Below are 13,158 nucleotides of genomic sequence, written 5' to 3' on the forward strand. Positions count from 1 at the left end.
CCCCGTTAGTTTAAGTGCATCCTTTCACAATCTGTCTACAGATTAATAATAAAAACTACTCTTTATTATACAGATCTCCATATAATTTTTGAATTTGGTTCTGTAATTTTTTATTTTCTTTTTCTAATTCCATAACTCTTCTTTTTAAGGTTTTTATAAGGATTTCCTCCGAACGAGAACTTTTCTTGGGTTTTGAGACTACATTTGATGTTATTTGACGCTCACGAAGGGATTCGATTCTTTGCCTAATATCGTGTTCCTTATAAAGCCATGATTTAGAAACATTAGCTTCCTTTGCTATTGAATTAAAATTAATAGCTTTACCTTCAATCGAAAATTTAGAAATCGCTTTGTCTACTTTTTCTCTTGTCTTTTGTGATTTCTGCTTCGCCAAACGTACAATTTCTGTTGTATTTCTAACTTGTTTATTCATTGATAATTACCCCGTTAAACTTCCAATGATTTGTTCTAAACGCTCTTTAACACGGCTATTAGTCTCTATTTGTCTTTGCCATTGTTTATCCTTTGCTATGGTTAATAACTCTTCTGTACGCTCTAACTGTTCTTCGTGCTGTGGTAAGAATTGCTTACTGGTACAGAAGTGAGTGCAATCTAAGCATGCATTCGCATGTGGACAACCACCTGCTATTACTGGCAATCTACAATAACCATTTGGAAGCACTTGTGCATTTATATTTTTCTTGAACCATTGAAGCTCTACATCATCGACTTCACTATCATCATCTAGATTGAGCACATCTCCATTATTGGTAACCAGTTTTTCTTGAAATTTAGTAAATTCATTTTTTAGAGTTTCATCAAAGATATGAGCGTATCTGCTTGTCATTTCTGGGCTTTCATGTCCCAAAAATTTCTGCACAATATGCTGGGGCACCCCGTTGTTAATCATTCTTGTTCCTACTGAATGGCGAAAGGCATGGGCATGGAATCTATAAATCTCGCCTAATTTATCCACTATATTTTGCTCATAAGCTAATTTATTTAATTCGCCTCTAAATGTTTCTTGTTTTAATGGCGATCCATCTTTTCTTGGAAAGAGGTATTCACTATCTGGAAATTCCTCTGAAACTTTATCTTCCCGAACTTTAATAAGTAAAACTACCTCTTTAGATATTGGAACTATATGCTCCTTTTTCATTTTCCATTGATAATACTTTAAAAAGTAATCTCCATCTTTGTCCTCTAATAAACAGCCTTTTTTCAAGGTGCACAATTCACTTATCCTCATTCCACATTCTTGAACAATCATAGTCATCGTAGCTATATATTCGGGTAATTTATCAAGATGACTGTTCAATTGCTCTAGAACGAATTCGTCTATAAAGCGAGGTTTTGCTCTTGGTATTTTCGGATAGTCCTCGGGATAAATTAATAATTTGGAAGGAACATCATCCCATTCTAGCCTATGAAGGGTACTAAATAGTCCTTCCAATATAGAGATCCTCCCAGTTATTGTACTAGGTTTTATCCCCATCATGTTTAGTTCACTTAAATATGCTTCAATTTCCACTCTCGTTAATTGGTGTACTCTCTGAACGTGTTTAAACTTTATGTCCAGAAAATTAAAGAACTCTTTAAGTTTTTGGGCAATATCACTTACATAGGAAAAGCTATCCATGTTCAATCTTAACTTACAATATCTTTTTACAAGCTGTTTAAAATATGTATTCCGAAACCCTTTAAAGTTAATTGTATATTCATATTGTGTTGGGTTAACCTTATCATCTGGCAAAGGTAAGTTTCGTCTATCCCAAACGTCTTTATCCCACTCCTCTCCATCAAAATAAAAATCCTCATAAAACTCAATAAATTGTTTAAGATTAGTAACATAGTAAGAATTAGCTTTTACAGGTGTTTTTTCTTGATTAGCAGTAATCTTATAATTAGTGGTGGTAATTCTAACACCCTGTTTTGTCAAATATGTTCTATACTCCGTCATTGCTTTATCAATAGGAACTTCAGTAATTGAAGTAATGCTGGGATACTTTAAATCTAAAAAATCCAACATTTTATTAATTACTGTTCCTTTTCTAATCCAGACAGTTTTTGCATTCCATATTCCATTGTTTAAATGGTAAAAATAAAAATATTTCAATTCTGTTCTTAACCACAGATTTTTAACACGTTCAAAACGAACCCAACGATTTCTTAAAGCAGGATTCTTACTTAATTCTATGGCAGAAGGATGTGGACATTTTCTTATATCCCAACTATTATTAGCCCAAAACCCTTGCATTTCTTCATTCATTACAGCTATTTTTTTGCTGATCTCACTCTGACTGATAATTTTCCTTTTACTAGAAGCATTCATTTAGCTGGTATTCTTTATCTAGTAATAAATACAATGGATACGGCTTATTCTCCACTTCTATCCTTTGAACCCTCACACGCGCCCCCCTCTTTAAACACTTTAAGTACTACAAATTATAAACCTTGTTAATTTTTATTTAAAGTAAAATCTCCCTTTAACATCTCCTCCTGAACTACTTTAACTACTATTATTTATTATACTATGGTTAATATGTCTCCACTTGGGTGGTTATGGCCAATAATCATACCCGTTGCGTTACTTAATATGGCTGTTTTAAATATTTCTCGAGGATGTATAACCGCAAAATTAATGGTTCCTATAGAGACGGTTTCAATATGTGTAGGTTCATTTTTGCTATTCAAGCAAATTAAAATGAAGTGTTCTCGGTCAGCATTTCCTATGAAGTCACGCATAATATCAGCAGCGTCTTTTGGTTCTTCAATACGTCTTTTTAAATACCAAAGTGTATCTTCTTTAACCATTTGGACTTTGACAACATCTATTCTTTTTCTACTCATTATGGATAAGCTCTATACTTTCTATTAAGTCAGGGTGAACAATGGATGTGATAGAATCATCATTCATATAAATGGAATATAGCTCATCTAATTCTGAATTATTTTTTTTGTTTGATGAAAAGGCGATAATGCCTTTAATAACATCGATGTGTGGTTGATGCATTAAATATTGGTATACTTCTTTCCATGTTTGATTCATTCTATTTAGTCTCCTTTAATGGTTTAATTGTCCATGCCTTTCTAGCGTATGGATTTAATGGATGCATGATTTCATTTGTTTGAGGATTTGTTAATATACTGATTTTCTTACTGTGAGGTTTTAACATGTCTAATACTTCATTCACTCGATTTTCCACAAGAGGTTTTTTTCCGTAGGAACCCCAAGCCAATAAAACACTATCGGCTTCTTTGACAGCTTTCATAATGTGAATATCCGTGTGCTTGTCATGGCTGTTTTCGATATGTTTTAAATTAATGGGGGTATCAATATTTGAAAAAAGATTTATAAAATTAACGCCACCATATTCATCTTTTTCAGCTACTTTATTGACAATAAGTTGTGTTGTAAGGTCAACGTTGATAACACCATCATAATGAGGATACATCGTTATAATTGTAAGTACTTCTTTATCAATATCCCAAGTTTTCTTGAGAAGATAACGATGCATTTTATCCTGACTAAATATCGCTTCAGTTTCTAATACACTTTTGATTGATTTCATTTTATCTAACTCCTTTATTTAATATTCTTCAGGTAACAACATGACGTAATAAGAAAGGTCTACATCATCTTCTCGGATAATGTAGACCTTATTAATATTGATAGCTTTTGAATAATTTGCCTTATGAATTTTTACGTACTCTGGACGTTCTTGCTTATGTTTGATATATAATTGACTATTATGCATATTGAACTGGAATATATGAAAGTAATCAATCTCTTCTAGTTCCTTGAATTGTTCGTTTTCGCGTTGCGCTACAAGTTTCCATAACTGTTGCTGCAACATTGCTGGCAAGTAATTGGCAATACTACGTGTAATATAACGTTTCATGCTCATTTCTCCTTTTCTATATCTTTCATTATTGTAATAACTTCTGTAATGACTGTGACGCTTATCTGAGCTATGTGTATCCATTTATTCATTATTATAATTCTCCTTTTCAAGTAAGTGTCTTTGATCTAGTAGTGGCATAACTGTGTTATGAAGATATAAGAAGTCCATATCGTTTGTTTCATCAATATAACCAATCGCAATAAGTTGTTTTTGATAGTAGAGGATAAAGGGGTATATATGCCTTTCATGAAGTGTGTCAGAGTAGTAAGTATACGTATGAAGGATTTTGTTGGTAAGCGGACCAAGTCTGATATATTGATCAGGAAGGATATTATCTGCCACTTCCTCGATAGATTCACATTCCCATTTTTCGTCCTTTGGCAGATTGAATAAGTTAGTTATATACTCTTTGAGTTGTTTTTCTAGTGTCATGGTTATGACCTCCTATAATGTTTTTGATGTATACATGTAATACACCATATAGATAATATATGCTTCAAAAAAATTTTGTTTCGTTTGTGAATCCCATTGTTATTAAGAAAATATCCCAATAGAAAATTATCACAATTGTTGATATGACAAGGAAATCCCATTATCCCGCTCATTTCTCAGGAAATATAGCGATATATTTATATATCATTTGGATTTGGTGGTGTCAGTACGACTTACTTTTTCTTTTTATATTATTTATTTATAAATAATAATGGGATTTCGGGATTACGCTTGCGTAATCCTTATCCTACATGTATTTATCAAATCCCATTGCTATCCCGTTCATATTTTATTTTGGGATGTTCTTTCGTCATACAATATAAGCTTCACATTGAGTTGTGACTTGTTAGTATGTTGAAAAGATTCGTTAGATGGGTGTTATTGAATGACGAAAGGACAGTACATAGATATTAGATTTGAAGAAAGAGCGTTTGAGGCAAAAATAAAGACGAAGTGCTGAGGAGCACTTCGTCGAGAGGGGTATTATTGAAAAGTTGTTTAATAATTTCATTATTGAGTTTTAGTGTAACGTAGAACTGTTTTTTATGATTACCGTCTTTACGAATATCAATACGGTCAATGACTGTAAGATATAATGCTTTGAGTTGTGCTTTATCCATTGATTCTATATTTTGAAATATTCGTTGTAATAGGGCAGCGATTTGTTTCGTATCATAAGATAGTTTCTCTTGATTTTGTTGCTGTTTGAGTTGATTCATTTGATTTGTAATGTCATTGAGTTGTGTTTCATATTGATGAATAGTTGCTTTCAATGCAGATGTTAGGTCCGGATTATCTTCAATGGTTTTAACTAAATTATGGAGTTTCCCGCTGACTTCATCGTATTGTTGTTGTTTATAAGCGATATCGTGGTTCAATGCACCAATATCGACTTTATTTTCTTGATTGACACGTTCTAAGACTTGGTTAATGACTTTATCACTTTTGACAATTTCGAGTATTTGATCCATGACGTATTTCTCAATCACATCAGCTCTAACGCTATTCGCAGAACATACTTTTGAGCCTTTGTTTCGGAAGTTACTGCAAGAATAATAACGTATTCGCTTCTTGGTACCATCTTTCAATGTGTTCGTTGTGTTACTAGCTGCCATTGGTGCACCACATTGTGGACAATGAACGATACCTGTTAATAGATTAGTTCCTTTACCGTGGACTTGAGGTTTTTGACTGACTTGTTTTTTACGTAATTGGACTTTATCCCATAAGTCTTGAATAATAATAGGGGAATGCTTACCTTCAGCTATTATTGGTTTATCATTCAGCCCTTTACGACGCTTTTCATTCCAATCTTTGTACTTTGCGAATTGAATTTTACCAACATAGAATGGATTAGATAAGATATAGGTCACTGAACCAATACTGAAAGGCTTTCCTTTTTTAGTCACGTATCCTTTGTGATTGAGTGCATTCGCAATTTTACGATATCCGTGGCCTTTAGCATATGACTCAAATATATATTTGACAATATTCGCTTCATGTTGGTTTATCATGAGTTCATGCTTGCTATCCGGTATTTTGTCATAGCCCAGCGGCAAATTGCCTTGATAATAGCCTTCTTGAGCGCGTCGGGTTTGACCCATGAATACATTTTCGACAATATTATTTCTTTCAAATTCTGAAAAACTCGCTAGAATTTGTAGCATCAATTTACCACTGCTTGTATTGACTTCCATACGCTCAGATAAGCTGAAGAATTCGACATTTTGACGATGAAGGTCTTCAACAATTTTGAGTAAGTCAGAAGTGTTACGTGCTAGTCGGTTTGTTTTGTAGACCATAACAGAATCAATCTGACCTTCGTTCGCATCTTTTAACAAACGTTGTAGTTCTGGTCGGTTCATAGATTTTCCAGAGATACCTCTATCCGCGTATACATCTACAACAACAAAGTTATTGAAATCACAATATTCTCGAATTTGATTGATTTGTCCATCGATACTATAGCCTTCAGTACTTTGGATTTCCGTTGATACACGAACATAGATACCGACACGTTTTTGTTTGAGTTGTTGCATGATTTTTTCATCCTTTCTGATTAAGCAATCGATGATTGCGAGGTTTGGTTCACAATGTTCAATGGTTCATTTTTGAAATAGATCCCAACAAGGGCTTTATTTTTTGTAATGCGAATTTCATCAATATAGGGATGCAGCATGTTTAACGTGAAACTTTTCTGTATAACCTTTTGTAGTGATGTTTGTAACTGATTATCACTTATGGAGGATATGGTTTTGTGCTTTTGATTCATCAAATGAGTCTGTTTTCTGAATGATTCAGCATCAATCATACCTTTGGCAAGTTTATCTATCAGTTGTTCTTGAGTTAGCGTACTTTTAGCTTCTATCACTCTTTGTTTTTTGAGGCGTTGATGAATTGCATTATTAATTTTTGAATAGAGCTGTTGGTTTTGAAAGAAGTTCTGACATGTAGCTAAGACTTGAACTTCTAATTTTTGTGCATTTATTCCTTTGAATGAACAGACAAAGCGAGATTCATTCATATTTTTAGGACAAATATAATATCGCAATGTATGTTTTTTTCTTATTGTCATATTTGTCAGTGTTGAGTCACAACAAGGACATTTGATCTTTTGTTTCAGCTGATTCTCTGAAGGTATACAGTGAAGTTGCTTCTTATTACGGATTGCTTGAGCATGTTCATATTTCGTTGCCGAAACAATAGGTGGTACCATATTGTTATATTGACCATATTGATTGATGACACGACCACAATAATTTGGGTTCATAATTATATTTCGTACCTGATAAGGCTTGCGGGTAATAAGTTTATTATCGTCTTCTAAATATTGTGCAATCTTCTTGTAGCCATATCCTTGAAGATAATAATTGAATACAGCTTTGACGGTAGGTGATTCATCATTATTAATGATGAAAGTACCATTTTGATAGTGATAACCGAAAGGCGCATGGGTCGTTATGAGTTTACCTTGTTTTGCCTTTTCTCTAAGTCCATTTTTGACTTGTTCTCCAATATTATCGGATTCAAGTTCAGCCAGACTCATGAATATATTGAGTTTTAGGCGATCAAACGCTTTATCCATATCAAAATAGCCATCATGAACACTTAGAATATGAACATGATATTTTTGACAGAGTTTCATGAGTTTTAATGCATTTTTCAAGTTGCGATGAAGTCGATTCAAGCGATAACAACATAATACGTCACATTGTCTTTGTTGGATGCGTTCGGTGACTTGTTGATAGCCTGTTCGATTATCTGTTCTGCCTGATTGCTTATCACTAATGTATTGGATATTTTGAATATTGTGCTTTGGAGCTAATAATTCTATTGCTTGCTTTTGAGCTGGGAGTGATTGTTGTTTCGTTGTACTTTGGCGCAAATAACCAATGGCTCGTTTCATAGTATTTCCTCCTTTCAAAGAGATAATATATATTTATGAACGAAATTATAGATAAGCCCAACACCAGTCGGGTGTTGGGCGGTATTATTAGTCATCAGCGTGATTGATTTCTTCAATAACCAGATCGGCTAATAGTATGATTAATTCGTCCATGTATATCACCTCATTATTCATAGTATTAACAACAATTCTTTAGTTGCATCTCAAAAGTAGTAACGAATTCGATATTCTTCTTTGAGCAAATTTTTTTAAATGAATGTAATCTTCATATTCTCCATATGCAACAATGGACGTAGGTTTGATTACTTTCTCCAAAATGTCATTTATTAACTTGTACTCCTCAGTGTAAGTGTTACTTATTTGACGACCTTCTTGTTTACAGCATTCCTTCACAGTATCTAGGGGTGTGCTTTCTAAGTATTCAAATCTTTCATCTTCAATTTCGTGAGCTAGTGCTACTGTATTCATAGTACAATTCCTCCATTGATTTAATATTTGTGCTACAACACCTTTAAATAGGTGTTGTAGCAAATTTATTTAATAACATATTTTAAGCTTTAAAAGTCAATATCACCGTTTTTATCCCATTCTCTTGCTTTTGAAATCATGTCTCGTAGTATTGGATGTTGGTGTTCAGAGATAAATGATAAGGGTATATTGAATTTACTTTTTTCAGATAGACCAAAAATAGGAGCGTATGATTTATCAAGCTTAAGATGATAAAATACGATGGTTTTTGGTTTGCCTTCTTTGTCTTTGACACTACGTTTTGTTGTTTTACGATTGGCGTCTGACTGGATGTAATCTTTATCCCTCAGTGCATCAATGACATTATTTGTATCTTGGAAATTATGTTCTTTTAACATATTTTTAAAAACCGAGGCAATCATTTTCACCTGGATATGATCATCTTCAAGTGAAATCATTCCATAATTTTCAATAAGCGTTGATAACCTAGTGTCGTCAGAAAACTTACCACGATTTTGTGCTACAAATTGGACAATGACTTCAATTGCTTTATCAGCTAGGCTTCGCTCACTAACAGAATCTAAATGATAGTTAATAAGATAGTCCCTTACAGCATTCAAATCAACAGGTGTGGCAATGACACGTTCCAATATACGTGCTGATGTTGTAATGGTTGCATAGCGTTTGAACATCCGAATTCCTGTATTGCTGGTTTCCTTTTCTAGTTGAGTTTTGAACCTTAGGTGCTCATTTTGGAACCATTTAATGACTTCTTGTTCACGATTGAGTAGATATTCAGCTACTAATGGCATGATATGACCATAATTAGCTGATGTTGCTTTTTTAATAGTATCTGCGTTGTCAGCGTTAGTTGTAAAAGCTTCAGATATTTCAATGGTACGTACATTCAAACCATCATTACGTGCACTATTATTGAAAATACTGTGTTCGGCAGTACTAATTACTGAGGTTCCCCAGTTTTTTAGTGACTTGACTTCTCCGTGTATATTAGAACGTTGTCTTCCTTGACCTTCGGCAATTGAATAGAGCAAACCAGTTGTATCTTTAAAGGTTGCAGATGACAGTTCGTCCAATACAATAGGTACACCATAGTTGTTACTTAGATATCCTTCAAGCGCGTTTCTAGTGCCATTCCATGATCTAAACAGCGTATTACTACCTTTAGTAGGGTTGCCGGTTATTGAGACTCCTAAAGCCGCTGCAGTTGATTTACCCGTGCTTGAATTTCCCGTAAATGAGAAAATCGTACCTGCGAATTCAACCTCATGTTTTGTTTTTAAAAACGCAGTTACTAATGAAGAAATACCAAACACTACAGCAAGTTCGAGTAACAAGTTTCCTTTTACTTCATCAAGATACATTTGCCACCAGTCTTCAAAAGTGCCTTTAGGTTGTAGATCGTACTGTGTTTCACAAATGATTTCATCCGCCTGCGACTGTGTAATTTCTTTTGAAAGATATGGTTCATCTAATGAAATGACGACACCTTTATCAGTATTTAACACACCGACACCCGTATACAACGATGACAGAGGCAGTGATTGGCGCATTAATTGTAGTGCATTGCTTAATGATTTAATGTACTTCTCATTGATGCTGAAGCCATACATGATTAGTGAAGGTAACTTTTGCGATGTTAAAATATCTGATGTTTCAATACGTTCAATATTTTGTCCGTTGGAAATAACTAGTTTCTCAACCCCAGATTTGGGGTCAAGAAACTTGTTTTTAATTAAAATTGGACTAGATAAGCGTATGGACTTTTGCTGATCATTTTTACCTTTCGGTGGTATAACTTCATACCATGAATCTTCAGTAAGCCAGTATGGATATTCACTAAAGATGATGTTAGTCATTAGTTGTTACCACCTTTCCAGTTATTTTGATGATTCATCGGATTTGGTGCAGTTTTAAGGTAGAGCAAAGATGAACCTTTTTTTCCAACTACAATGAATGGAAGGTTAGGTGTATATTTTACAAAATGTGCAAACCAACGACCAACATCTTGTTGAATTTCAGTCGAGCACAAAACATTAGCCCTCACATTCAAATCGTGATACATAAACATGGTGCCTACAGGTAAATTAAATGCGATGCTTGTAACAGCACGTTTTAGTGTATAAAATTCTTTTTCTTTCATCATAAGTTCCTCCAAATAAGTCTTATTAGTCAATCAATACTGTAGATGCTTAACACCTCAATGGTTGATTGCTATAATAAGCATAAATGAAGCATTTTAATTAGACGCGGAACAAAAAATAGGGAGGGGGGTATATATGATACCTACGATAGAAGAAATTATTGACAAGTATGGCAGTTTAGTAGATTGTCTAAAGTTTGATATATCAGGTGAGGTTTATGAAGACTTATTGTTATTAAGAAGTTTAAGCGATTTAAATGAACACCAAAAGATGCATAGAGTTTCATTTATACAAAAACACTTTAACCCTAATTTTGATTATTTGTTAGATGACTCAGAATTTAGAAGTATGAATAAAATTTATAGAAATTTAAATACTATGACGTATATCAATAGTCAAAACAATGAATTTAAACTTAAACCATTTATAAATGAAGAACAATTAAAATCACTACTTGCGATAAAGAAAGTAGATGAACATTTGAGTTATGACCCATCTATTACCTCAAAAGCATTAGCAGATATAAACAAGACGCAAAAAAGATTGGTTACAAAGCCAAATATTCTCTATAATCGATCCAAAAAAGAAAATGAGTATGTACGGTTAGGAGGAAAAATATCATATACAAAGATGGAGAAGCATTGGGAATATTTACATAATGAGATTCAGTATTATAATCTTACTAATCAATTAATTAGTTATGTTGCTTTAGAAAAGGAATATGCATGGGCTTTTTTAAATGAATTATTTTATTTAATAGAATTATATTTGAAGGCATTTAAAGGACAAAAGAAAACTGGCCATGAATTTGAAGAAGGATTGAACGCATTTATTCAATCATATGTCATTATTTTACTTATAGATATAAGATTACCGACTGTTAGGTTATATATTATTAGGCGTATTGTGGATGAATGCGAAAAAGAATCAGATAATCAAAAAAGAATTAAACTGATAGAGGAATCCATTAAAAAGTACAGATATGTAAAAGAACAGATTGAAAGATTTGGAAATGCGTTGAAAGAAGAATTATCAATCGCGACTTTGTCTATTGAACAGAATATGTTAGAAGCTAAAATTGATTATTATAAGAATTACTACTATCCTAGAAAAAAAACAAAGCATAACAATATTGAGTACAACGTATCAATGTTTTTTAAAGCTGTAGATTCTTTAAAGAAATAGTATTCGACGGACAATATTTATAGATAATAATTAATTAGAGAGGTTTTAAGTTGTGTTTAGATTAAAAAAATGGTATTTAAAACAAAAAGGCTATTTTTGCCGTGTCGGTGAAAAGTGGGACAATAGTAATTTATCCCATGAAAATATACATAGTTATGTAGATAGAGTACTTGAATATGAGACTGAAACACGTAGAAACGGCCAACCAACTGAAGAATATATATTAGCTAGTAGTGGGGAAAAAATAAATGAAGATTTAAGAAGTGGTACTAATGATCACAAAGAAATTCTAGAGGTATTTGATAAATATAAAGTAAAAGAGGATATAACTACTTATAGAACGGTTAGTCCTCGGATATACAAATTAATGGAGAAAAATGCTAAAAACTTAAATGGAGTAGATTTGTTTGAACTTGGAATTTTACACACTTCATTAATAAAAGGGTACGAATCAAGAGAAGAAGGTTACAAATTACGGGTAAAAGTAAAAAAAGGAACACCAGCTTTCTATGTAGGTAATTTAACAGGCGAAGAAAGCCATTATTATGAGGTGATTGTAGTTAATAATTTAAAATTAAAAATCATATCTATTGAAGATTACTATATAAATTGTGAAGTAGTATAATTGGAATCAATTCTGTTAGTTGTTCATAATAAGCCAATTATTTTTTTAATGAACTTATTACTTAAAAACCGCATCATCAACTGATAAGCAGAAGCGTACCACAAATAAAACTAAAAAAATGAATATTATAATGATATATTAACAATTAAAAGTTTGAACTTTTTTGGCAATGATGTTAAGGCAAAAATGTATTGAAGAAAGTTAAGAGTTTGGGACATAAAGTTCTAGGATAAGTGAAAAAAGACAATTTCTATTGAAGTAATATAAAAATTGTCTTTTTTATAATTTTTTTGATTATTTTCAGATCGTTGAGCTGTTACATTTCTTATATTAAGTGCCATCAGCACAAATTCTAGTTCTCTTTTGTCTTTTTTATTCCTCGAACGGACATTCGAGTGAAATCCAAAATGGCCTTAATAAATCCAAAAAACAGGCTCCACATCAACTTTTTTTGACTGTAGATGGTTTTTGTTTTTGATTTGAAGTTTATACTTTATACATTGGTGTTTCAGAGGACATTCTGAACAATCATCACATTCATATAATTTAAAGTCTCGTTTAAAAACTATATTTATCATGGCTATAGGCATATCTTTTAAATCCTAGTCTTTTATTATTCGGACAAGTGAATTCATCGTTAATTTCGTCATAATCCCCATTTTGAGTATTAAGAAATGTCACTTTTATATTTTTTAGTTTTATCTTTTATAAACATTTCATAAGTTATGAGTGGCATTCGATTAAAATGATAGAATGCTTTAGAGTCTTTATTCATCCTTGACTCAGGTTTTGAATACTATTTTTCCATACAAATGTATATCGATTGGCATTTGCCTCAACTTTCGTATCATCAATAAAAATGGCTTGATCATCTATAAGATGGTTCTGTTGCAAAGTTGAATTTATAGTATAATT

14 protein-coding genes and 1 pseudogene are annotated in these 13,158 nt (G+C 32.6%); 2 read left to right on the top strand and 13 right to left on the bottom strand.

The genetic code is table 11. From position 1 onward, the window contains the following. Positions 1–55 precede the first annotated feature (55 nt). From HMPREF3031_RS09535 to ssb, 12 genes are all read right to left on the bottom strand, one after another. Positions 56–433, bottom strand: coding sequence for a DUF6262 family protein (locus HMPREF3031_RS09535; protein WP_001041908.1), 378 nt, complete (start codon positions 431–433; stop codon positions 56–58). Positions 434–439: 6 nt separating this feature from the next. After that, on the bottom strand, positions 440–2,332 hold the full coding sequence (locus HMPREF3031_RS09540) for a site-specific integrase (RefSeq protein WP_002485298.1): 1,893 nt from the start codon (positions 2,330–2,332) through the stop codon (positions 440–442). Between the two features lie 194 nt (positions 2,333–2,526). Beyond that, positions 2,527–2,850 (bottom strand): JAB domain-containing protein, encoded by a 324-nt coding sequence (locus HMPREF3031_RS09545; RefSeq protein ID WP_000088091.1) that lies wholly within the window; start codon positions 2,848–2,850, stop codon positions 2,527–2,529. After that, positions 2,843–3,049, bottom strand: a complete 207-nt coding sequence (locus tag HMPREF3031_RS09550; protein WP_001077283.1) for a hypothetical protein — start codon at positions 3,047–3,049, stop codon at positions 2,843–2,845. The genes HMPREF3031_RS09545 and HMPREF3031_RS09550 overlap by 8 nt, the downstream gene beginning before the upstream one ends. 1 nt (position 3,050) lies before the next feature. Next, positions 3,051–3,572, bottom strand: coding sequence for a DUF1643 domain-containing protein (locus HMPREF3031_RS09555; protein ID WP_000836008.1), 522 nt, complete (start codon positions 3,570–3,572; stop codon positions 3,051–3,053). A gap of 18 nt (positions 3,573–3,590) precedes the next feature. Beyond that, positions 3,591–3,902: a DUF960 family protein gene (locus HMPREF3031_RS09560; protein ID WP_000833212.1), complete on the bottom strand. Its 312-nt coding sequence runs from the start codon at positions 3,900–3,902 to the stop codon at positions 3,591–3,593. 84 nt (positions 3,903–3,986) lie between these two features. Continuing rightward, positions 3,987–4,337 (bottom strand): SAUGI family uracil-DNA glycosylase inhibitor, encoded by a 351-nt coding sequence (locus HMPREF3031_RS09565; protein WP_000171449.1) that lies wholly within the window; start codon positions 4,335–4,337, stop codon positions 3,987–3,989. A gap of 470 nt (positions 4,338–4,807) precedes the next feature. After that, positions 4,808–6,436 (bottom strand): cassette chromosome recombinase CcrB, encoded by a 1,629-nt coding sequence (gene ccrB, locus HMPREF3031_RS09570; protein ID WP_001186596.1) that lies wholly within the window; start codon positions 6,434–6,436, stop codon positions 4,808–4,810. 20 nt (positions 6,437–6,456) lie between these two features. Beyond that, positions 6,457–7,803: a cassette chromosome recombinase CcrA gene (gene ccrA / locus HMPREF3031_RS09575; protein ID WP_000816499.1), complete on the bottom strand. Its 1,347-nt coding sequence runs from the start codon at positions 7,801–7,803 to the stop codon at positions 6,457–6,459. A gap of 192 nt (positions 7,804–7,995) precedes the next feature. Then, on the bottom strand, positions 7,996–8,271 hold the full coding sequence (locus HMPREF3031_RS09580) for a hypothetical protein (RefSeq protein ID WP_001791132.1): 276 nt from the start codon (positions 8,269–8,271) through the stop codon (positions 7,996–7,998). Positions 8,272–8,360: 89 nt separating this feature from the next. Next, positions 8,361–10,148 (bottom strand): cassette chromosome replicative helicase, encoded by a 1,788-nt coding sequence (gene cch1, locus HMPREF3031_RS09585; protein ID WP_000181743.1) that lies wholly within the window; start codon positions 10,146–10,148, stop codon positions 8,361–8,363. After that, the gene (gene ssb / locus HMPREF3031_RS09590) at positions 10,148–10,432 is read right to left on the bottom strand and encodes a cassette chromosome ssDNA-binding protein (RefSeq protein WP_000659554.1); all 285 of its coding nucleotides are present in this window, start codon (positions 10,430–10,432) and stop codon (positions 10,148–10,150) included. The genes cch1 and ssb overlap by 1 nt, the downstream gene beginning before the upstream one ends. 136 nt (positions 10,433–10,568) lie before the next feature. On the opposite strand from ssb, the gene HMPREF3031_RS09595 reads away from it, so the two are divergent. Both HMPREF3031_RS09595 and HMPREF3031_RS09600 read left to right on the top strand, forming a co-directional pair. Next, positions 10,569–11,618 (top strand): hypothetical protein, encoded by a 1,050-nt coding sequence (locus tag HMPREF3031_RS09595; RefSeq protein ID WP_000613217.1) that lies wholly within the window; start codon positions 10,569–10,571, stop codon positions 11,616–11,618. A gap of 52 nt (positions 11,619–11,670) precedes the next feature. Further along, the gene (locus HMPREF3031_RS09600; protein WP_000489177.1) at positions 11,671–12,243 is read left to right on the top strand and encodes an ADP-ribosyltransferase; all 573 of its coding nucleotides are present in this window, start codon (positions 11,671–11,673) and stop codon (positions 12,241–12,243) included. A gap of 224 nt (positions 12,244–12,467) precedes the next feature. On the opposite strand, the pseudogene HMPREF3031_RS13300 reads toward HMPREF3031_RS09600, so the two are convergent. Then, a pseudogene (locus HMPREF3031_RS13300) lies at positions 12,468–12,991 on the bottom strand (transposase); the annotation flags it as partial. Positions 12,992–13,158 lie beyond the last annotated feature (167 nt).

It is taken from the genome of Staphylococcus sp. HMSC072B07, assembly GCF_001815505.1.
Lineage (GTDB): Bacteria > Bacillota > Bacilli > Staphylococcales > Staphylococcaceae > Staphylococcus > Staphylococcus simulans.

What these genes read in the sequence shown, in the direction of transcription:
- HMPREF3031_RS09535 (WP_001041908.1), bottom strand. Translation starts at nt 433, where the DNA reads ATGAATAAACAAGTTAGAAATACAACAGAAATTGTACGTTTGGCGAAG.
- HMPREF3031_RS09540 (WP_002485298.1), bottom strand. Translation starts at nt 2,332, where the DNA reads ATGAATGCTTCTAGTAAAAGGAAAATTATCAGTCAGAGTGAGATCAGC.
- HMPREF3031_RS09545 (WP_000088091.1), bottom strand. Translation starts at nt 2,850, where the DNA reads ATGAGTAGAAAAAGAATAGATGTTGTCAAAGTCCAAATGGTTAAAGAA.
- HMPREF3031_RS09550 (WP_001077283.1), bottom strand. Translation starts at nt 3,049, where the DNA reads ATGAATCAAACATGGAAAGAAGTATACCAATATTTAATGCATCAACCA.
- HMPREF3031_RS09555 (WP_000836008.1), bottom strand. Translation starts at nt 3,572, where the DNA reads ATGAAATCAATCAAAAGTGTATTAGAAACTGAAGCGATATTTAGTCAG.
- HMPREF3031_RS09560 (WP_000833212.1), bottom strand. Translation starts at nt 3,902, where the DNA reads ATGAAACGTTATATTACACGTAGTATTGCCAATTACTTGCCAGCAATG.
- HMPREF3031_RS09565 (WP_000171449.1), bottom strand. Translation starts at nt 4,337, where the DNA reads ATGACACTAGAAAAACAACTCAAAGAGTATATAACTAACTTATTCAAT.
- ccrB (WP_001186596.1), bottom strand. Translation starts at nt 6,436, where the DNA reads ATGCAACAACTCAAACAAAAACGTGTCGGTATCTATGTTCGTGTATCA.
- ccrA (WP_000816499.1), bottom strand. Translation starts at nt 7,803, where the DNA reads ATGAAACGAGCCATTGGTTATTTGCGCCAAAGTACAACGAAACAACAA.
- HMPREF3031_RS09580 (WP_001791132.1), bottom strand. Translation starts at nt 8,271, where the DNA reads ATGAATACAGTAGCACTAGCTCACGAAATTGAAGATGAAAGATTTGAA.
- cch1 (WP_000181743.1), bottom strand. Translation starts at nt 10,148, where the DNA reads ATGACTAACATCATCTTTAGTGAATATCCATACTGGCTTACTGAAGAT.
- ssb (WP_000659554.1), bottom strand. Translation starts at nt 10,432, where the DNA reads ATGAAAGAAAAAGAATTTTATACACTAAAACGTGCTGTTACAAGCATC.
- HMPREF3031_RS09595 (WP_000613217.1), top strand. Translation starts at nt 10,569, where the DNA reads ATGATACCTACGATAGAAGAAATTATTGACAAGTATGGCAGTTTAGTA.